The sequence below is a fragment of the Aeromonas popoffii genome, from assembly GCF_037818705.1.
GTDB lineage: Bacteria > Pseudomonadota > Gammaproteobacteria > Enterobacterales > Aeromonadaceae > Aeromonas > Aeromonas popoffii.
Genome location: NZ_CP149129.1, coordinates 3,486,730 through 3,507,051, shown reverse-complemented (window position 1 = coordinate 3,507,051; position 20,322 = coordinate 3,486,730). Strand labels below are relative to the sequence as shown.

16 protein-coding genes and 1 pseudogene are annotated in these 20,322 nt (G+C 60.3%); 12 read left to right on the top strand and 5 right to left on the bottom strand.

Annotation, left to right across the window (positions count from 1 at the left end; all coding sequences use genetic code 11):
• The first annotated feature begins 13 nt into the window (after window positions 1-13).
• The 7 genes from nusA to WJM78_RS15935 all read left to right on the top strand — a co-directional run bounded on the left by nusA (window position 14) and on the right by WJM78_RS15935 (window position 9,745).
• On the top strand, window positions 14-1,516 hold the full coding sequence (nusA, locus tag WJM78_RS15965; protein WP_042035803.1) for a transcription termination factor NusA: 1,503 nt from the start codon (window positions 14-16) through the stop codon (window positions 1,514-1,516).
• A gap of 20 nt (window positions 1,517-1,536) precedes the next feature.
• Window positions 1,537-4,233 carry a translation initiation factor IF-2 gene (infB, locus tag WJM78_RS15960; RefSeq protein WP_042035802.1) on the top strand — a complete coding sequence of 899 codons (2,697 nt, stop codon included), beginning with the start codon at window positions 1,537-1,539 and terminating at the stop codon, window positions 4,231-4,233.
• Window positions 4,234-4,288: 55 nt separating this feature from the next.
• A complete protein-coding gene (gene rbfA / locus WJM78_RS15955; protein ID WP_042035801.1) occupies window positions 4,289-4,723 on the top strand; it encodes a 30S ribosome-binding factor RbfA in 435 nt (144 codons plus the stop codon).
• Between the two features lies 1 nt (window position 4,724).
• Window positions 4,725-5,684 (top strand): tRNA pseudouridine(55) synthase TruB, encoded by a 960-nt coding sequence (gene truB / locus WJM78_RS15950; protein WP_042035800.1) that lies wholly within the window; start codon window positions 4,725-4,727, stop codon window positions 5,682-5,684.
• Window positions 5,685-5,812: 128 nt separating this feature from the next.
• A complete protein-coding gene (gene rpsO / locus WJM78_RS15945; protein WP_005317514.1) occupies window positions 5,813-6,082 on the top strand; it encodes a 30S ribosomal protein S15 in 270 nt (89 codons plus the stop codon).
• 167 nt (window positions 6,083-6,249) lie between these two features.
• On the top strand, window positions 6,250-8,391 hold the full coding sequence (gene pnp, locus WJM78_RS15940) for a polyribonucleotide nucleotidyltransferase (protein WP_108536868.1): 2,142 nt from the start codon (window positions 6,250-6,252) through the stop codon (window positions 8,389-8,391).
• A complete protein-coding gene (locus WJM78_RS15935; protein ID WP_339010457.1) occupies window positions 8,324-9,745 on the top strand; it encodes an MFS transporter in 1,422 nt (473 codons plus the stop codon). Before pnp ends, WJM78_RS15935 begins: the two co-directional genes overlap by 68 nt.
• Here the strand turns inward: WJM78_RS15935 and WJM78_RS15930 are convergent.
• Both WJM78_RS15930 and WJM78_RS15925 read right to left on the bottom strand, forming a co-directional pair.
• Window positions 9,742-10,824 (bottom strand): protoglobin domain-containing protein, encoded by a 1,083-nt coding sequence (locus WJM78_RS15930; protein WP_339010455.1) that lies wholly within the window; start codon window positions 10,822-10,824, stop codon window positions 9,742-9,744. The genes WJM78_RS15935 and WJM78_RS15930 overlap by 4 nt on opposite strands.
• 132 nt (window positions 10,825-10,956) lie before the next feature.
• Window positions 10,957-11,310 carry a DsrE/DsrF/TusD sulfur relay family protein gene (locus tag WJM78_RS15925; RefSeq protein ID WP_108536865.1) on the bottom strand — a complete coding sequence of 118 codons (354 nt, stop codon included), beginning with the start codon at window positions 11,308-11,310 and terminating at the stop codon, window positions 10,957-10,959.
• Between the two features lie 56 nt (window positions 11,311-11,366).
• On the opposite strand from WJM78_RS15925, the pseudogene WJM78_RS15920 reads away from it, so the two are divergent.
• Window positions 11,367-11,749, top strand: a pseudogene (locus WJM78_RS15920) (DUF1090 domain-containing protein).
• A 65-nt stretch (window positions 11,750-11,814) separates the two neighbouring features.
• On the opposite strand, the gene fumC reads toward WJM78_RS15920, so the two are convergent.
• The 3 genes from fumC to WJM78_RS15905 form a co-directional block, all read right to left on the bottom strand.
• A complete protein-coding gene (gene fumC / locus WJM78_RS15915) occupies window positions 11,815-13,209 on the bottom strand; it encodes a class II fumarate hydratase (protein ID WP_212513028.1) in 1,395 nt (464 codons plus the stop codon).
• Between the two features lie 123 nt (window positions 13,210-13,332).
• On the bottom strand, window positions 13,333-14,073 hold the full coding sequence (gene pepE / locus WJM78_RS15910) for a dipeptidase PepE (RefSeq protein WP_339010450.1): 741 nt from the start codon (window positions 14,071-14,073) through the stop codon (window positions 13,333-13,335).
• A gap of 166 nt (window positions 14,074-14,239) precedes the next feature.
• Window positions 14,240-15,598, bottom strand: a complete 1,359-nt coding sequence (locus WJM78_RS15905; protein WP_339010447.1) for an endonuclease/exonuclease/phosphatase family protein — start codon at window positions 15,596-15,598, stop codon at window positions 14,240-14,242.
• 141 nt (window positions 15,599-15,739) lie between these two features.
• Here WJM78_RS15905 and WJM78_RS15900 point away from each other — a divergent pair, with 141 nt between their 5' ends.
• From WJM78_RS15900 to WJM78_RS15885, 4 genes are all read left to right on the top strand, one after another.
• Window positions 15,740-16,588: a patatin family protein gene (locus WJM78_RS15900; RefSeq protein WP_339010444.1), complete on the top strand. Its 849-nt coding sequence runs from the start codon at window positions 15,740-15,742 to the stop codon at window positions 16,586-16,588.
• Window positions 16,589-17,116: 528 nt separating this feature from the next.
• Window positions 17,117-18,091: an isocyanide synthase family protein gene (locus tag WJM78_RS15895; protein ID WP_339010441.1), complete on the top strand. Its 975-nt coding sequence runs from the start codon at window positions 17,117-17,119 to the stop codon at window positions 18,089-18,091.
• Between the two features lie 10 nt (window positions 18,092-18,101).
• On the top strand, window positions 18,102-18,977 hold the full coding sequence (locus tag WJM78_RS15890; protein ID WP_339010438.1) for a TauD/TfdA family dioxygenase: 876 nt from the start codon (window positions 18,102-18,104) through the stop codon (window positions 18,975-18,977).
• On the top strand, window positions 18,977-20,260 hold the full coding sequence (locus WJM78_RS15885; RefSeq protein ID WP_339010435.1) for a glycosyltransferase: 1,284 nt from the start codon (window positions 18,977-18,979) through the stop codon (window positions 20,258-20,260). Before WJM78_RS15890 ends, WJM78_RS15885 begins: the two co-directional genes overlap by 1 nt.
• Window positions 20,261-20,322 lie beyond the last annotated feature (62 nt).

Here is a 20,322-nt window from a genome sequence, read left to right as displayed (position 1 = left end):
GAGGCTATCGGATATGAATAAAGAGATTTTGCTGGTCGTTGACGCAGTATCCAACGAGAAAGCTGTGCCCCGCGAGAAAATTTTCCAGGCTCTGGAGACCGCGCTGGCGACTGCGACCAAGAAGAAATATGAAGGCGAGATTGAAGTTCGGGTCGAAATCGATCGCAAGACCGGTGACTACGATACCTATCGTCGCTGGGTTGTTGTGGCCGATCAGGCTGCAATGGAAAACCCGTACGGTGAAATCACCCTCGAAGCCGCTCAGATCGAGCAGCCCGAGATCCAGCTTGGTGACTATGTAGAAGACCAGATCGACTCTGTGACCTTCGACCGTATCACCACCCAGACCGCTAAACAGGTTATCGTGCAGAAAGTGCGCGAAGCCGAGCGTTCCCAAGTCGTTGACCAGTTCAAGGACAAGGAAGGCACCATCATCAGCGGTGTGGTCAAGAAGAGTAACCGTGACAACGTGATCCTGGATCTGGGCAGCAATGCCGAGGCCGTGATCTTCCGTGACGATATGCTGCCGCGCGAGACGTTCCGTCCGGGCGATCGCATCCGTGGCCTGCTCTACGCCGTGCGTCCCGAAGCCCGTGGTTCCCAGCTGTTCGTCAGCCGTTCCAGCCCGGACTTCCTGAAAGAGCTGTTCCGCATCGAAGTACCGGAGATCGGTGAAGAGATGATCGAAATCATGGGCGCCGCCCGTGACCCGGGCTCCCGCGCCAAGATCGCGGTGAAGACCAACGATCGTCGTATCGACCCGATCGGTGCCTGTATCGGCATGCGCGGTGCCCGTGTGCAAGCTGTCTCCGCCGAGCTGAGTGGTGAGCGTGCCGACATCGTTTTGTACGATGACAACCCCGCCCAGTACGTGATCAATGCCATGGCGCCCGCCGATGTGGCCTCCATCATAGTGGATGAAGACAACCACACCATGGATATCGCCGTGGAAGCCGCCAACCTGGCCCAGGCCATCGGCCGCAACGGTCAGAACGTGCGTCTTGCTTCCCAGCTGACCGGTTGGGAGCTGAACGTCATGACCGTCGAGGACATGCGTTCCAAGCACCAGGCCGAGAACGATCGTATCCTGACCCTGTTCACCAGCGCCCTGGACATCGACGACGATTTCGCCGGTCTGCTGATGGAAGAAGGCTTCTCGACTCTGGAAGAGATTGCCTTCGTACCCGTCAATGAGCTGCTGGCCATCGACGGTCTGGACGAGGACATGGTGGAAGAGCTGCGCAAGCGTGCCAAGGATGTCCTGACCACCAAGGCCCTGGCCAAAGAAGAATCCTTCGACGGCGTAGAACCTTCCGAAGACCTGCTCAATCTGGCTGGCCTCGGTCGCGACATGGCATATGCCCTGGCCGCGCGTGGTGTCGGCACCCTGGAAGATTTGGCAGAGCAAGGTATCGACGACCTTGCCGACATTGAAGAGCTGACCGCTGAGAAAGCCGGTGAGCTGATTATGGCTGCTCGCAATATCTGTTGGTTCGGAGAAGAGCAGTCTGAATAAGATCAAACGGAGGAAAATGAATGGCAGAAGTATCAGTCAAACAACTTGCCACTGACATCGACACACCGGTTGATCGTCTTCTCCAGCAGTTTGTCGATGCCGGTATCAGCAAGAGCAAGGCCGACGACCTCGTCAGCGAGTCTGAAAAACAGACTCTGCTGGCTCACTTGAAAAAACAGCATGGAGGTGACGAGATTACCGCACCAGCCCGCATGACTTTGCAGCGCAAGACCAAGAGCACCATCAGTGTTCAGGGGACTGGCGGCAAGAACAAGGAAGTGCAGGTTGAAGTGCGCAAGACTCGCACCTATGTAAAACGCTCGGCGCTGGAAGATGAACAGCGCCAGGCGGAAGCCGAGGAAACAGCGCGTTTGGAAGCAGAAGAAAAAGCTCGTAGCGAGGCCGAGAACAAGGTTCGTCTCGATGCTGAAGAGAAGGCTCGCCGTGAGGCTGAGCAGGCTCGTCGTGAAGCTGAGGAAAAGGCGCGGATCGAGGCACAATCAAAGGCTCGACAGGCTCCACAGCCCGCCAAAGCAGCCAGTAGCACAGCTCAGCAAGAGGCAGAAAAGATGGCCAAGCGCGAAGCAGAAGAACTGAAGCGCCAACAGGAACAAACAGCTTTGCAAAAAGCAGAAGAACTCGCCGCCAAGAAAGCCGAAGAGGCTCGTGTCATGGCGGAACAGAACGGCCCTCGCTGGGCTGAAGAAGAAGCTGCTCGCGCCAAAGAGAGCAGTGACTATCATCTGACCACCAACAAGCATGCGCAAGCCGCAGAAGACGAGTTGGACCGGAAGGAAGAGACCAGCCGTCGCACCGCCGCCGCCGCCGTTAAGGCGCCGAAAAAGGCCGGTCGTCGTGAAGATGATCGCGATTCCCGCAACCCGCGTGCCCGTAAAGGCAAGCGCGGCAAGGTGGCCATGCCCAATGCCATGAAGCACGGCTTCAACAAGCCGGCTGCCGTGGTTAACCGTGACGTCGTCATCGGCGAAACCATCACTGTGGCCGAACTGGCCAACAAGATGGCCGTCAAAGGCGTGGAAGTCATCAAGGCGATGATGAAGATGGGCGCCATGGCGACCATCAACCAGGTGATCGATCAGGAGACCGCTCAGCTGGTCGCCGAAGAGATGGGTCACAAGGTTGTGCTGCGTCGTGAGAACGAGCTGGAAGAGGCGGTACTGTCCGATCGTGACGAGACCTCCGAAGCCAAGCCGCGTGCCCCTGTCGTGACCATCATGGGTCACGTTGACCACGGCAAGACCTCGCTGCTCGACTACATCCGTAAAGCCAAGGTAGCTGCTGGCGAAGCCGGTGGTATTACCCAGCATATTGGTGCTTACCACGTCGAAACTGACAGTGGCATGATCACCTTCCTGGATACTCCGGGTCACGCTGCGTTTACCTCCATGCGTGCTCGTGGTGCCAAGTCGACCGATATCGTCGTTCTGGTTGTTGCTGCCGATGACGGCGTCATGCCGCAGACCATCGAAGCCATCCAGCACGCCAAGGCGGCTGAAGTGCCCATCGTGGTTGCGGTCAACAAGATCGACAAGCCTGAAGCGGATCCGGATCGCGTCAAGACCGAGCTGGCCCGTTACAACGTCATGTCCGAAGACTGGGGTGGCGAGAGCCAGTTCGTTCACGTCTCCGCCAAGTCTGGCGAAGGCATCGACGACCTGCTGGAAGCCATCCTGATCCAGTCCGAAGTGCTGGAATTGAAAGCGGTTGTCGATGGCATGGCCAGCGGCGTCGTGATCGAATCCTTCCTGGACAAGGGTCGTGGTCCGGTTGCCACCGTGCTGGTACAAGAAGGTACTCTGCGCCAGGGCGACATCGTACTGTGTGGTCTGGAATACGGTCGTATCCGTGCCATGCGCGACGAACTGGGTCGTGAAATCAAGGAAGCGGGTCCATCCCTGCCGGTGGAAATCCTGGGTCTGTCCGGGGTGCCGTCTGCCGGTGATGAGGCCACCGTTGTACGTGACGAGAAGAAGGCCCGTGAAGTGGCGCTCTATCGTCAGGGCAAATTCCGCGACGTCAAGCTGGCTCGCCAGCAGAAGTCCAAGCTGGAAAACATGTTCGCCAACATGACCGAGGGCGAAGTGTCCGAAGTGAACGTGGTGATCAAGGCCGACGTACAGGGTTCGGTGCAAGCGATTTGCGATGCGCTGGTTCAGCTCTCTACCGACGAAGTCAAGGTCAAGATCGTGGGCTCGGGTGTTGGTGGTATCACTGAAACCGACGCTACTCTGGCCGCTGCTTCCAGCGCCATCCTGGTAGGCTTCAACGTCCGTGCCGACGCATCTGCGCGCAAGGTCATCGAGTCCGAGAGCCTGGATCTGCGTTACTACTCCGTCATCTATGATTTGATCGACGAAGTGAAGCAGGCCATGAGCGGCAAGCTGGCTCCTGAGTATCGTCAGGAGATCATCGGTCTGGCTGAAGTGCGTAGCGTCTTCAAGTCACCCAAGTTCGGCGCGGTTGCCGGCTGTATGGTTACCGAAGGTGTGGTCAAGCGTTCTAACCGTATCCGTGTTCTGCGCGACAACGTGGTTATCTATGAAGGCGAGCTGGAATCCCTGCGTCGCTTCAAGGATGACGTCAACGAGGTCCGTAACGGTTACGAGTGTGGTATCGCAGTCAAGAACTACAATGACGTACGCGAAGGCGACCAGATCGAAGTTTACGAGACCATTGAAATTCAACGGACTCTGTAAGCCGAGAGTTAGACAAAATAGGGGGCCGCGGCCCCCTTTTATCGCAGGATAGAATATGGCCAGAGAATTTAGCCGGACCAACAGGGTCGGCCAGCAGATCCAGCGCGAAATCGCGTTGATCTTGCAGCGTGAGGTCAAGGACCCGCGTATCGGCATGGTAACCGTCTCGGACGTGGAAGTGTCCAAGGACCTCAACTATGCCAAGGTTTATGTCACCTTCTTGCAGCTGGAGAACGACGCCGACCGCATCAAGGAAGGGCTCAAGGGCCTGACCGAAGCGGCTGGCTACATCCGCAGCCTGCTTGGCAGTGCCATGCGCTTGCGCGTGGTGCCCGAGTTGCGCTTCTACTACGACCAGACCCTGGTCGAGGGGATGCGTCTCTCTAACCTGGTGACCAACACTGTGCGTGAAGACAAACGTCGTATGGCCGAAGCTGGCCGTGAAGAAGACGAAGCCGCACCGGATGATACTACTGAGGATAAAGCCTGAGATGTCTCGAAGACGTCGTTTCAAGGGCCGTGACGTACACGGTATCTTGCTGCTGGACAAGCCGACCGGTCTGACCTCCAACGATGTGTTGCAGAAGGTCAAGCGGATCTACAATGCCGCCAAGGCCGGCCACACCGGCGCCCTGGATCCACTGGCGACCGGCATGCTGCCGATTTGCCTCGGTGAAGCCACCAAGTTCTCCCAGTATCTGCTGGAAGCGGACAAGCGCTATGAGGTGACCGCCAAGCTGGGTGAGCGCACCAACACCAGCGATTCCGACGGCGAGGTGGTTTCCACCCGTCCGGTGAACGTGGCCGTGGGTACCCTGATCGAGTCGCTGGACCAGTTCCGTGGTCCCATCATGCAAGTGCCGTCCATGTACTCAGCCCTCAAGCACAACGGTCGCCCGCTCTACGAATATGCCCGTGAAGGCATAGAGATCGAGCGGGAAGCCCGCCCCATCACGGTATTTGAGCTCAAGCTCATCAGCTTTGAAGGGGATGAGGTCAAGCTGGAGGTGCACTGCAGCAAGGGCACCTATATTCGCTCCCTGGTGGACGATCTGGGGGAAGTGCTGGGCTGTGGCGCTCACGTCACCCAGCTGCGCCGCACCCAGGTGGCCAGCTATCCCTATGAGCGGATGCTGACCCTGGAACAGCTCGAGTGCATCTTCGAACAGGCCAAGGCTGAGAGTATCCCGCCACGGGAGCAGCTCGATCCCTTGTTGCTGCCGATGGATACCGCCGTGGCCGCGCTGCCCGAAGTGAACATGCTGGCGGCGGTGGCCGCTTATGTGAACCAGGGGCAGGCAGTGCAGGTTGCCGGGGCGCCGCAAGGTGGCCAGGTGCGCATGACGGTCGGTCCTGAGCGTGAGTTCATCGGTGTGGGCGAGATAGACGACGAAGGGCGGGTAGCCCCCAAGCGTCTGGTGCGCTACCACGACGACCGCGACGAGGAGTGATCCTCGGGCGGTATCAGGGCGTCTTTCCCGTTGCGAAATGTGGCGGGGACGATTATGATACCGCCCTCATTTCACGGCTGAATTAGAGATTGGCTGTGAACCTTTAAACACTCTACTGGAGTAAACTCATGTCTCTAAATGCTGAGATCAAAGCTTCCATCGTTGCTGACAACGCTCGTTGCGCCAACGACACTGGCTCCCCCGAAGTGCAGGTTGCCCTGCTGACTGCCCAGATCAACCATCTGCAAGGTCACTTCAAAGAGCACGCTAAAGATCACCACGGTCGTCGTGGTCTGCTGCGCATGGTTTCCCAGCGTCGCAAGCTGCTGGACTACCTGAAGCGTAAAGATGTTCAGCGTTATGCTGCTCTGATCGCCAAGCTGGGTCTGCGTCGTTAATCGACCATCAGATTTCGCGAAAAAGGGGAACCTCCGGGTTCCCCTTTTTTATTGCGCGTCGGGTTGTCGCCGGCGTCACAGAATTTGTGTGATTGCTTACCTTTTGATTCGAATCAAGTATACTTGCACGCGAATTTAAAGAGCCAAATTGTAAAAAGGAAATTCATGTGAATCCTATTGTAAAGTCATTCCAGTACGGTCAACACACCGTCACTCTGGAAACCGGTGTGATGGCCCGTCAAGCCACTGCGGCCGTTATGGTCAGCATGGACGATACCTGTGTATTTGTGACCGTAGTCGGTAAGAAAGAGGCCGATCACGGCCGTGATTTCTTCCCGTTGACCGTCAACTACCAGGAGCGTACCTATGCTGCTGGTCGTATCCCGGGTGGTTTCTTCCGTCGTGAAGGCCGTCCGAGCGAAGGCGAGACCCTTACCTCCCGCCTGATCGACCGTCCTATTCGTCCGCTGTTCCCGGAAGGCTTCCTCAATGAGGTTCAGGTGGTTGCCACCGTCATGTCCGTGAACCCGCTGGTTTCCCCGGACATCGTTGCCATGATCGGTGCCTCTGCTGCACTGGCCATCTCCGGCATCCCGTTCGGCGGCCCGATTGCGGCTGCTCGCGTGGGTTACATGAACGGTCAGTATGTGCTGAACCCGACCACCGCCGAACTGCCGCAGAGCGATCTGGACCTGGTGGTTGCCGGTACCGCCAACGCGGTACTGATGGTGGAATCCGAAGCGGCCATCCTGTCTGAAGAGACCATGCTGGGCGCCGTCGTTTATGGCCACGAGCAGATGCAAGTCGTGATCAACGCCATCAACGAATTCGCCGCCGACGTGGGTACCCAGCCGTGGGATTGGACCCCGCCTGCGACCAACGAAGCGCTCAAGGCCAAGATTGCCGAGCTGGCTACAGCTGAACTGGGTGAAGCCTACCGCATCACCGAGAAGGCTGTGCGTTACGCTGCCATCGGTGCCATCAAGCAGCGCGTGGTTGAGCAAGTGATTGCCGCCGGCGTGGAAGACGATGCCAAGAAGATTGGCGAAGAGTTCCACAGCCTGGAAAGCCGCATCGTTCGTGGTCGCGTAGTACGTGGCGAGCCGCGCATCGACGGTCGTGATCCGGAAATGATCCGTGCCCTGTCTGTTGGCACCGGTATTCTGCCCCGCGCTCACGGCTCCGCCCTGTTCACCCGTGGTGAGACTCAGGCCATCGTGGTTGCGACCCTGGGTACCGAGCGTGACGCCCAGAACATCGACGAGCTGGCTGGCCACCGTGCCGACCGCTTCATGCTGCACTACAACTTCCCGCCGTACTGCGTCGGTGAAACCGGCATGATGGGTAGCCCCAAGCGTCGTGAAATCGGTCACGGTCGTCTGGCCAAGCGCGGCGTTGCTGCCGTGATGCCGAGCGCCGCCGAGTTCCCGTACGTGGTGCGTGTGGTGTCTGAAATCACCGAATCCAACGGCTCCTCCTCCATGGCCTCCGTCTGTGGTTCCTCCCTGGCGCTGATGGACGCGGGTGTGCCGATCAAGGCCTCCGTTGCCGGTATCGCCATGGGTCTGGTGAAGGAAGAAGAAGGTTTCGTCGTGCTGTCCGACATCCTGGGTGACGAAGATCACCTGGGCGACATGGACTTCAAGGTGGCCGGTACTACCCAGGGTATCACTGCGCTGCAGATGGACATCAAGATCGAAGGCATCACCAAAGAGATCATGGAGATTGCCCTCAAGCAAGCCCGTGGTGCTCGCCTGCACATCCTGAAAGTGATGGACGAAGCCATCCAGGCGCCGCGCAGCGAAATCTCTGACTTTGCCCCGCGTATCCACACCATCAAGATCAATCCTGAGAAGATCAAGGACGTGATCGGCAAGGGTGGTTCCGTGATCCGTGCGCTGACCGAAGAGACTGGCACCAACATCGAGCTGGATGATGACGGTACCGTCCGTATCTCCGCTGTTGCCAACGAAGCCGCCATGGAAGCCATTCGTCGCATCGAGGCCATCACAGCCGAGATTGAAGTGAACCGCATCTATGAAGGCAAGGTTGTGCGTCTGGCCGACTTCGGTGCCTTCGTCAACATCCTGCCGGGTAAAGACGGTCTGGTACACATCTCCCAAATCACCGATGCCCGTGTGCAAAACGTGGCCGACTTCCTGAAGATCGGTGATGTGGTGAAGGTGAAGGTACTGGAAGTGGACCGTCAAGGCCGTGTGCGTCTCTCCATCAAGGAAGCGAATGCACCGACTGAAGCCGCCGCACCGGTTGCTGACGTGGCTGTTGCCGAAGAGCCAACTGCCGAATAAGGGCTGCCGTGCTGTTCAAGAGCCGACCTCAGGGTCGGCTTTTTTGTGCCTGCTCGGCAGAAAAGTTGTTTCTTATGAAGCCCTCTGTTACAACAATGGGCTCCCCGCACGACGGGTAACAAGGATCAGTATGATGTCGTGGGCCCTCCTCAGGCAGTTTCCCCCACTGGTCTGGACCGTGATCCTGGGCACCTTCATGGTGCGCACCAGCTATTACATGGTCTGGCCCTTTCTCTCGATCTTGCTCTATCGGGAGTATGCCCTCTCGGCCACCAGCATAGGGGCCATGCTGGGAGCGAGTGCGGCGATCTCCACCCTGATCAGCTTCTACGGCGGCTGGCTGTCGGACCGGCTGGGGCGGCGCAATATATTGCTGGCCGGCTGCCTGGTCGCGCTGCTTTGCTATGGTCTGCTCGGCGTCTCCCACTCAGTGCTCTGGCTCGGAGTCGGGGTGATAGGCAGCGGTCTCTCCTCCGGTCTCATAGATGCTCCGGGCAAGGCGCTGATGGCCGATAGCCTCGCCTCGGCCAAGGCGCGCGAGCTGGCGCTGCATATGCGTTACTTCCTGCTCAATCTGGGGGCGGCGATAGGGCCTCTGCTTGGGGTGACTCTGGGCATCAGCGCCCAGCAGCAGACCTTCCTGCTGCTCTCCGGCAGCTACCTGCTGCTGGGGGCTGCTTTCGTCTGGGGCTTTCGCGCGCTGAACGAGGAAGCGCGGCGCGCAGGCGGCCTGGGCCTGCGGGCCGCCATCAAGGTGCTGTGGCTGGATCGGGGATTTTTGCTGCTGGTGATGGCGAACCTGCTGATGGTGCTGGTCTACTCCCAGTTTCACTCTCCCCTGGTGCAGTACCTGACTCGGGCCGAGACCCCAGAGGTGGCACGGCTGGTCGCTATTCTGGTGACGATCAATGCGCTGACTGTGGTCGTGCTGCAATTCCCGCTGCTGCATCTGCTCGCCCGCTGGCCGGGCAAGGTGCGACTGCAGCTTGGCATCATGTTGTTTCTGGGGGCTCAGGTGCTGTTTGCGCTGGGGGATCCCGCGCAGTGGTCGCACTGGATCGGGGCCGTGCTGCTGCTGAGCGTGGGGGAGACGATTCTGTTCCCGCTGCTCAACGTGCTGATCGATCAGATGTCGCCCCCTCATCTGAAGGGGAGCTATTTCGGCGCCGGTGCGCTGGCCGGGTTGGGCGGGGCCATCGGGGCCATGCTGGGAGGCTGGATCCTGGAACGATGGAGCGGGCAGTCACTCTACATACTGATGGCGCTGTTCTGCATGCTGACCTTTCTGTTGTACGAGTGGGGCGCGAGGCTCCCGCGCCCCGAGGTGGCGAAAGCCTGTTCCCGCGAGGGTTAATGGGTCTCCTTCTGGTTGACTTGCTTCATCGCCCTCTTGGCGGCATACATGCGCTCGTCGGCCAGCCGGATCAGGCTGTGGCCCTCGTCGAACTGCATGGGGCCGGTCTGCACCATGCCGATACTGAGGGTCACATCGTCGACCTGTTCCTTCAGGGCATTGGTCAGGCGCTGGAGGTAGACGTTTCTGGCTTGGTCTTCATTGCAGTTGGGCAGGATCAGGCAGAACTCATCCCCGCCGTAGCGAAAACAGTAATCCTCCGCCCGTGACACCTTGCGAATGCAGTCGCCGACGATGCGCAGTATCTCATCGCCCCGCTGGTGTCCCTGGGTGTCGTTGATCTGTTTGAAGTCGTTGATGTCGAGGTAGGCGATGACCACGGGCTCGGCGCGGCGCTGGCAGGAACGCAGGGTGCGGGTCAGGTTCTCCTGCAGGTGGCGCACGCTGAGCAGGCCGGTGAGGGAGTCGGTCCGGCTCATCTCCTCCAGCTGCTGGGTACGCTCCCGCACCTTCTCCTCCAGCGTCCTGGCGTAGATCTCCGACTTCTCCTTGGATGACTCTATCTCCGAGACCAGGCTGCGGATATAGGTCTCGAACACCAGAGTAATGTCGAACAGGAACAGCTTGTCGAGGGCGGTCAACATGGCGATGCGATCCTGCTCATGCTCAATCTGGGTGAAAATATCCTCGATAAGTAGCCCCTTGAGGGTGTTGATGGCGGCCAGATAGAGTTTGGGCTCAACCCCGATCCGTTTGTGCACCAATCCGATCCGCAGCCGGTTGTTGACGTACTCCAGGTCATACAGGCCACTAAACAGATCAAGGATATAGCGACGCTGAGCCGTTCTAAGTCTGGTGAGTGTATCGGCATCACCGATCAGTAGCGCGATTTCGGTGATCCCGGTCTGCATTTCATAGAACTTGTCGACCAGTGCATCTATGTGAGGCTCTATATTGGGGCGATAACTGGCGAGCCGGGAGAAGTCATCCTCATTCAGCAGCAACAGCTCCTTGCGGTGAGCAATGTCGAACTCTGTGATCCGCATCTGTTCCAGCAGAGTTTGTTCGGTTGGATTCATGGCAGTTCCCTGAACGAAAATGAAGGCGCGCACGTTTATCTAATTGACAGTGTAGACATTAACAGCAGGGGGCAGGTTTTCAAATGGCGCAGGTTTGTTGCAGATCAACGGCTGCGCCCATTTATTTATGCACTAGAAGGTCAGTACCTTGTCGGCTGCCAGGGTCCACTGGGCCAGCAGCGGCAGGGTGCCGATCTCGATCCCCTCAATGAGCGGCAGGGCTGTGATGCCGCGGGCATCGGTACAGGTCTTGCAAAGGCGGATGATGGCACCCTGTGCCAGCAGGATCTCTAGCATCTGGCGCAGGTTGTACCCCTCGGCTGGTACTTGTCCTGCCAGTGCGGCGCCGACCGCATCGGACATCAGAAACAGTTGCAGGCTCACACCTCCCTGCTCATTGAGGGCGATGGCCAGCCGCAGGGCGTTAAACAGGGATTCGCTGCCGTAGGGGGCGCCGTTGGCAATGATGACAATACGTTGATTCATGAAAGACTCCATCCTGAAAGCCGCTATTGTAGACTCGCCGAAGCCGCGCTGGCGTGATGTTGCACAAATTCTGTCGTAACCGGTTGGCACACGGCTTGGCCCGCCTGGATGCTGGCTGCAAGGCACAGCAACAGGCCGTGGCGGATCAGCGGGTCTTCGCCAAGGCGCACAACAACGGGGATCAGGTTGCCGAGCTCAAACGGGCGGTGCGCAACATCGAGGCTCACTGCACCGAGGCGGACCTGTTCAAGGAGCAGTAGCAACGGGTGGCCGAGCGGAAAGAGGGGGTGAACGAGCGGCTGCTCGAGCTGGAAACGGTGCGGGTGTGGGCAAACCTGACAAGATCGCCAACAAGCAGACCAAGCGGGAAGAAGCCCGGATCCGTTTGCTGGCAGCCCAGAACGAGCGAGAGGCATTGAGCAAGCTGCTCACTCCCTGACTGCCGTCTTGCAGAATGAAAAAGTCGGGCATGCCCGACTTTTTGCTGTTCAGTTGTCCCTCATTTCATGTTCTCCGTCGACCGACCATGTTGGCCGGCACCACCCAGGCATCGAACTCCTGCGCCGTGAGATGGCCGGAGGCGATGGCGGCCTCCCGCAGGCTGATTCCCTCGTGGTGGGCACGCTTGGCTATCTCGGCCGCGTTGTCGTAGCCGATGTGGGGGTTGAGCGCCGTGACCAGCATCAGGGAGCGGGCCAGCAGCTCATCAATGCGTGCCCGGTTCGGCGTGATACCGATGGCGCAGTGATCACAGAAGCTCTGCATGCCATCGGCAAGCAGGCGTACGCTCTGCAAAAAGTTGTGGGCAATCAGGGGGCGAAACACGTTCAGCTCGAAGTTGCCGCTGGCACCGCCTATGGTGATGGCCACGTCGTTGCCCATCACCTGGGCACACAGCATGGTCAGCGCCTCGCACTGGGTCGGGTTGACCTTGCCGGGCATGATGGAGGAGCCGGGCTCATTTTCCGGGATCAGCAGCTCCCCCAGTCCGCTGCGGGGGCCGCTGGCCAGCCAGCGCACGTCATTGGCGATCTTCATGAGCGACGCGGCCAGTGCCTTGAGGGCCCCGTGGGCATGCACCATGGCATCGCTTGCCGCCAGCGCCTCGAACTTGTTGGGGGCGCTCACCAGGGGCAGGCCCGTCTGCTGTGCCAGGGTGGCCGCCACTTCGTCGGCAAAGCCGGGTGGCGTGTTCAGGCCGGTGCCGACGGCCGTGCCTCCCAGCGCAAGTTCGCACAGATGGGGCAGGGCGGCCCGAATGTGGCGCTCCGCCTGTTCCAGTTGGGCGACCCAGCCGGAGAACTCCTGTCCCAGGGTGAGCGGGGTGGCGTCTTGCAAGTGGGTGCGGCCAATTTTGACTATGCCATCGAAGGTGTGAGCCTTGCGGGCCAGGGTGGCGCTCAGGGTGAGCAGGGCGGGCAGCAGTTGCAGCGTGATAGCACTGACGGCTGCCAGGTTCATGGCGCTCGGGAAGACATCGTTGCTTGACTGGCTCTTGTTCACCTCGTCGTTGGGGTGCACCAGACGCCCTTCGCCGCGCGGGCCACCGAGCAGTTCGCTGGCCCGGTTGGCCAGCACCTCGTTGACGTTCATGTTGGTCTGGGTGCCCGAGCCTGTCTGCCAGACCCTGAGCGGAAACTCTTCCTCGTGCTGGCCGCAGAGGACCTCATCGGCGGCGCTCATGATGGCTTGGGCCGTGCGAGCGGGCAGCAGCCCTTTGGCGTGGTTGACCCTGGCACAGGCAGATTTGATGCGCGCCAGAGCGTGAATAAGCTCCATGGGCTGACGCTCCCCCGAGATATCGAAGTGGTGGAGGGAACGCTGGGTCTGGGCCCCCCATAGCCGCTCGGCCGGAACGGCTATCTCCCCGAAACTGTCGTGTTCTATCCGTGTCGTCATTGCATCCTCCCGCCGAAAAGAAAAGGGGCGAGGGAATATCCCTTGCCCCTCACAGCATGGCAAACCACAGGCTCGGCCGCTCAGAATGGCGCCTCACGCAGGCGTGCCCTCTTGCATCATGGTTCAGCCGTGGGGGCGAAACGCCGTCAACGCCGCCAGCGGGCTGGCATCCCTGCACTCCTGAGTCGCCTCGCCGTGCTTGAAGATCTTGAAGCCTTCGCCGCGGGCGCTCCAGTATTCGAGGGTGTCGCCGCTGCTCTCGCCACTTATTTGGAGCAGGCTGGCTTCGCGCAGGGCCACCACATGTTCGCTCGGGTTGATGGCGCAGAACTCCGCCAGACGTTCATCGCGGGTCTCCCCCATGTGGCCGCTGATGCTGGCATCCAGATAGTGGGGGTTGATCTGCAGCGGGAACAGGCCCAGCGCAGGCAACACGGCGGCGTTGCACACCGGCATGTCGTTGGTGGTGCGAATGCTCGGGGTTGCCACGTTGCAACCTGCGCTCCAGCCCACATAGGGCACGCCCCGCTCGCGCACGGCGCGCTGGATTGGCACAACCAGGCCATTTTCGTGCAGCAACTGGTTGAGGCGCCAGGTGTTGCCACCGCTGATAAAGATGGCCTCCGCCTGCTGGATTGCGTCCACAGGGTCGTCGAACTGATGGATGCTGATAGCTTCCCCCCCCAGGCTCTCGCCAAGTTCATTGGCCCTGGCATCCCAATCGCTGCGGATCACCGCGTAGGGTATGAGCAGGATGCGCTTGACCTGTTTGCGGGCGAGCAGGGTCTGCACCCGCTCCCGGGCCCAGCCGAGCAGACCCTGGCATTCGGTGGCTTTACCGTTGCTAAGAAGAAGCAGTTCCATGAACAGTGTCCTCATGAGTGAAAGCGGAGGAGGCGTCACCAGGGCGTGGCATGGCGACAGGAGCCCCGATTCTAACCCGATTGGCGGCCGGGTTCTGTGATCGGTTCATCCATCCCGATGAGCCTGCCTCTGGTCCGCCCATTCACGAAAGATGGAAACAATCAGGTTAGTCGAGCTTGAAGTCGACCCACACCAGCCGGTGATCCGAGCTCACGCCCTTGGCGATGCCCAGCTTGGCGTCGTACACCAGGTGGTAGCCGGGCTCGAAGCTGGCGGGCCAGAACACGCCGGAGGCGACCGCGTTCAGGTTGGCGGAGGGCAGCAGGTGATCGAGCTGCAGGCCGCTGCTGCTGGTGATGCGCTCCGGGGTGGGGCGGTTGTTGTTGCGCTTGCACTGATCCGGCTGGCTGGCGAGGCACTCGGGGCCGCCCTGGCTGACCGGTATGATGGCGCCGTTGGTGACCGCCTGATTGACCAGCACATGGTTGTGCAGATCCTGAATGGCGGTGAGATCCCCATCGCCAATCTGGGGATCGGCGTTGAGATCCCCGGCGATGACGAATTTGGCACCTTGGGGCAGGCCGCCGGCCTTGCCTGCGTCATCCACCATGTAGCTGGCCGTTTCCACGTAGTCCTGCCAGAAGGCGACTTCGGCGCGGTTGTGTTTGACGTTGTGGCGCGCCGCATTGCCGAAGATGGGCGGAGTCGGGTGGGAGACGAGGAAGTGGATCACCTCCTCCTGGTTGCCGCGTTTGATGCGCACTGGCACATCGGCGTGATTCTTGGACGAGAGCGGGAACGCCTGCCAGGCGGCGTCGTCATACCAGGCATCGCCACACTGGCGGCCCGACGGGATCTTGGCATTGGGGTTGTTGCAGTCGTCGATGACGGGGTTCTGCTCGCCAGGCATGTCCTTCCACTTGAAGTGCTGGAAGGTGCGGATCTGCTTGGTGTCGATAGGGTACTGGGACATGACGGCGAATGCGTACTGGCCGTGGTAGTTGCCAAAGCCCCAGCCATCGTCCGGGCCGCTGCCCACCTTGCCATCCAGGTTGAGGTCATGGCCGCTCATCAGGCCGGTGTTGGTGGCGAAGTTTTGCAGCACAGGGTAGCGGATGGCGGTCACCTCGTTGTGCTGGGCGTGGGCCAGGTAGTTGTCGTTGAACGCCGTCAGATCGGCGGTGCCGGCGCCCTTGCCGTCGTTGTCGAACTCGTTGAGCAGGAAGACATCCGGCCGGGTGCGCTGGATAATCTCGGCGATATTGCGGATCTGCTGCACATCCTTGGCGCGGGTGATCTCCTCCTTGCCTAGGCTGCCGTCCCCTTGCTGGTAGCGGGTCAGCAGGGCGTCCTGCTCGGCGCGGGTCAGTGCCAGTTCCCCGCTCAGCATGCCTGGAGCGGTGCGATCAAAGGAGAGGTTGAAAGTTGCGAAGCGAACCATGGTGGTCGGGGTCTGGCTGTTACAGCCTGCCATCAATCCGAGGGAAATGGCAGCGGCGAGTAGGGATTTGCTGATATTTTTCATTGTAATATTCCGTAGCATCAATAAGTTATATCTGGTTTTTACGAGCGTTGAGGCGCGCCCATTATAGGGAGCCCGCCCCCGGGCCGGGCGCCGGATGAGCCAAAGTGTGAGTCCATTCACAGAGCAATGAGGGGAGGCGAGATGAGTCGGCGACAAACGGCCCTGGTGGTCGAGGGGGGCGCCATGCGCGGCATTTTTGCCGCCGGTGTGCTGGATGCCTTTTTGGCACAGGGACGAACGGCGTTCGATCACTGCATCGGGGTCTCGGCGGGGGCGGTCAATCTGGCGGCCTTTCTGGCGGGCCAGCGGGGGCGCAACCACAGCGTCATCACGGACTACTCCTGCCGCCCCGAGTTCATCAGTCTGGCCAGGTTTGTGCGCGGTGGTCACTGGCTCGATCTCGACTGGCTGTGGGAGATCACCATCCGTGAGTGCCGACTCGATCTGGCTCGTTTTGCGGCCAATCCGGTGCCGCTGACTGTGGTGGCCACCCGGGTCTCGGATGGTCAAGCGGTGTACCTCAAGGGGAATGCGGCCGAACTGGAGCAGCAGATCAAGGCCTCCTGCTCTGTGCCACTGGTCTATCGCGACTTCGTGCGCATCGGCGGGGCAGCCATGACGGATGGCGGGGTGGCCGACTCCATTCCGGTGCGTTACGCCTACGAGCAGGGGGCGCGGGAGATAACCGTGGTGCTCTCCCGTCCCCTCGGCTATCGCAAGCGGGCACCGCGCCTGCCCGCGCTGCACCGTTATCTGCTGCGCCAGACGCCGGCCCTGGCGCGCGCCAGTCTGGCGCGTCATCACAGTTACAACGACGCCATCGATTTCATCCGCCAGCCACCGGCGGATTGCCGCATCCGGCTCATCTATCCACCGGCGGGCTTTCGGGTCGGCCGCATGACCACAGACAAGGGGCGGCTGGAACTGGGTTACCGTATGGGCTGGCAGGCGGCTCTGGATTATCTGGCGGCTGGCCCGGCTCAGCCTTGAGCCCTCTTGGCGGTGCCGCCACCATGAAAAACCATCGCGATACCGCTGCGCATCAACGACGAATTATCTCGCCTGCCACTCCCCCTATTGATGGCCAGCATCCTGCTCGTTTTCGTAATATGGGGTGGGATAATTTTTTGCAATATTTAAAGCGAGATGGTCAGTATTTATGGCATGAAAAACATCACTGTTACGTTGAGCTAAATAATCCTCTATTATAATTTTTACTGAATAATAAAGCCGGTGGGTAATTTTCCTTTTTGGTGTTTTAAAACACGTTCCAATTTTAATTAAATCTCTTTTTATTCATGTGCATAAGGTGAATTATCTTATGTTGAATAGATTGTTAGCGCTTGGTTGAATCACTTTACATTAATGGCGAATTGATAGCCTGACTTCATCTCGGCTATTGTCCCCTCTCGATTCGTTTGGGTAGCAAACGGATATGCCAATAATAACGACAGAGATTGGACGTATTGATAAAGAGTCATCTTTATTGATGTTATCTTGCCTAAAGGAGCCGGAATAATGAGTGGTTTATCTTCCCATCAAATTGCCCATGAGATATTTGCCGAGTTGTTGCCTTATCGTCGCCGCTTTCCCGATCCCATCCTGGAGCGGCACAGCGAAGAGCAGGAGGTGGCGGCCATCCAGATCCCCCGTCTGCAAGCGTTCATCGCGCGGGGTGAGACCATCACCTGCGTCTTGCCCGCCTTTCCCACCAAGTCACCCAACCCGAACAAGGTGCTGGGCACCCTGCCGGACATGGCGGAGCGCCTCTCCCTCAGTTTTCTCAATCACCTCTGCCAGCGCATCCAGCTGCACTACCGGCCCGGCATGCGGATCCTAATCTGCTCGGATGGCCACGTGTTCGGCGATCTGATCCGGGTGCCGGATCCGGCCATCGATGCCTATCAGGCCCACATAGAGCAGCTGATCCTGGAGCTGGGGGCGACCCACCTCGGGGTCTTCCACTTGGGGATGGTGGCGGGCATGGCCGAATTTTGCGCCAGCCGCGACTTCGATACCCTGCGTGAACAGCTGGTAGCCCGCTATGCCGAGCCGTTGGCGCAGATCAGTGAAGAGGTGAAAACCACCGAGGAGGGAGTTCGTCTCTATCGTGCCATGACCCGTTTCCTCTATGAAGACAGCCAGCTGCCGGACACGCCACTCTCCAACACGGCGCTGCAGCGGGATGCCAAGTCGCGCACCCATGCCGTGATCCAGCGCAGCCGCGCTTGGGGCAACCTGCTGGCGGAGCGCTTCCCCGAGGCCATTCGTCTCTCCATCCATCCCCAGGCCAGCCACAGCCTTAAGATGGGCATTCACATGTTGCCGACCCGGGATGACTGGCTCACCCCCTGGCACGGGGTGGCGGCCAATCTGGATGGCCAGTTCGTGCTGATGAAGCGGTGCGATGTACTGGCTCTGGAGCACGAACTGGTCCATATCCATGGCCGTCCCAGTCACTACCTGATCCACAGCAAGCAGGCCGCCGCCTGAGGAGTTCACGATGACAGCATCCCTTATTCCCCTCGGCAGCGAGCCCTGTCGCATTCACCCCCATACCCCCTTCGGCCTGCTGATCGAACCGGTCCGGGAGGGGCAAGCGGTGCAGGACTTGCCGGTCGAGTCGCTGCGTGAACGGGCCCGTCGCCACGGCGTGTTGATCCTGCGCGGGTTTGTGTCTGGCTTCACCGATCCCGATCGGCTGACCCGCTATGCCGAGCGCTGGGGCGAGATCATGATGTGGTCCTTTGGCGCCGTGCTGGACGTGAAAGCGGACCAGAACGCCACCGACCATATCTTCGATTCCAGCTATGTGCCGCTGCACTGGGATGGCATGTACAAGCCGACCGTGCCGGAGTTCCAGCTGTTTCACTGCGTGCATGCTCCGGCTGCTGACGAGGGGGGGCGCACCACCTTCATCAATACCCGCCAGCTGTTGGTGGATCTCGATGGCGAGCGGCTGGCCCGCTGGGAGCGGGTGCGGATCACCTATCGCATCAAGCAAGTGGTGCACTACGGTGGCGAGGTGAGCTCACCCCTGCTGGTGCCTCATCCGGTGAGCGGTGAAACCGTCATGCGCTACAACGAGCCGCCGCGAGAGGGGGTTCGCTTCCTCAACCCGCATGCACTGCAGATCGAGGGGATCCCGCCCGAGGAGCAAGCCGCCTTCCTGCAGGATTTGCATGAACGGCTCTACGATCCCCGCTACTTCTATGCCCACCAGTGGCAGCTGGGGGACGTGGTGATCGCCGACAACTTTGGCCTGCTGCATGGGCGGGAAGGTTTCACCGCTCGCTCGGCCCGCCACATCCAGCGGGTCCATATCCAGGTCAGTCCGTGCTGCCTCAACCCGGCGCTGGCGCCGCAAGGGGCGGCGTGATGGCGACCATTTTACTGGCGGCCACCGCCACTCCGGGCCACGTCAATCCTATGCTGGCGGTGGCCCGCCTGCTGGTGGGGGAGGGGCACAGGGTGCTGATGCTGTGTGGGGCCCTGTTCGAAAAAGGGATCCGGCAGAGCGGCGCTGAATTTGTGCCCTTCGCTCCCGAGGTGGATTTTGACTACCGGGCGCTGGAGCAGCACTTCCCCGAGCGAGCCGAGTTGAGCGGTACTGCCCAGATGGCGCTGGCGCTAAAGCGCTTCTTCGCCGCGCCTATCCCGCAGCACGACAGCCGGTTGCGGGCGCTGATCGCTGAAGAGGAGGTGGATCTGCTACTGGTGGAGAACGGCTTCTACGGCGTTTTGCCGCTGTTGCAGCAGGCGCGCAGCCAGCGCCTTCCCATCCTGATGCTGGGGGTGAACCCCGTCTCTTTCTCGAGCCCGGATGCCATTTTCTACGGCCCGCGCATCGCCCCCGAGCTGCGCCGCTCCCTTGGCGAGCTGCCGTGGCTGGATGAACAGACCCGGCGACTGCAGGCCGACGTGCAGCAGAGCTTCGATACCGCCTTGGCCGAGGCGGGGGCACCGGCGCTGGGGGCTCCCTTCACCGATGTGATGGTGACGGCGCCGGATGCGTTCCTGCAGCTCTCCTGCGCTGGCTTTGAATATGATCGGCCGGAGCTTGAGGGGGTGATCCGTTATATCGGTCCCCTGCTACCCCCTCGGCTTGAGTCGGTCCCGCCGCCCTGGTGGGGGCAACTGGATGAACGGCCGCTGGTCATCGTCAGCCAGGGCACGCTGGCCAATGTGGATCTGGGGCAACTGCTGCTGCCGGCCATGCAGGGGCTGGCCGGTGATGCGTTGCAACTGCTGCTGACCACGGGCGGCAGGGATCCGGCGTTGCTGGGTCGATCCATCCCCGCCAATGCCATCGTCACCGAGCATGTGCCGTTCGAGCTGGCGCTGCCCCGGGCCGCCGTGCTGGTGACCAACGGCGGCTACGGCTCGGTGCAGGCTGCGCTGGCCCACGGGGTGCCGCTGGTGGTGGCGGGTACAGGTGAGGACAAGGCAGAGGTGGCTACCCGGGTGGCGTGGAGTGGCGTGGGCATCAATCTGCACTGCAACGAGCCGACGGCAGAGGCCGTGGCCACAGCGGTGCGCAAGGTGGTACACGAACCGCGCTATCGGTCACGGGCGTGCCTGCTGGCCGACGAGATGGGGAGGCTGGATGCCAGGGCCGCCATCGCCGAGGCAGTGACTATCCTGCTCGCCAGCACTCGATAGTAGAGGGGGGGAGCGGGTCTCCCTTTTTGTTCTGCTTCTGCTAAGTTTGCGGTTGTTAGCCG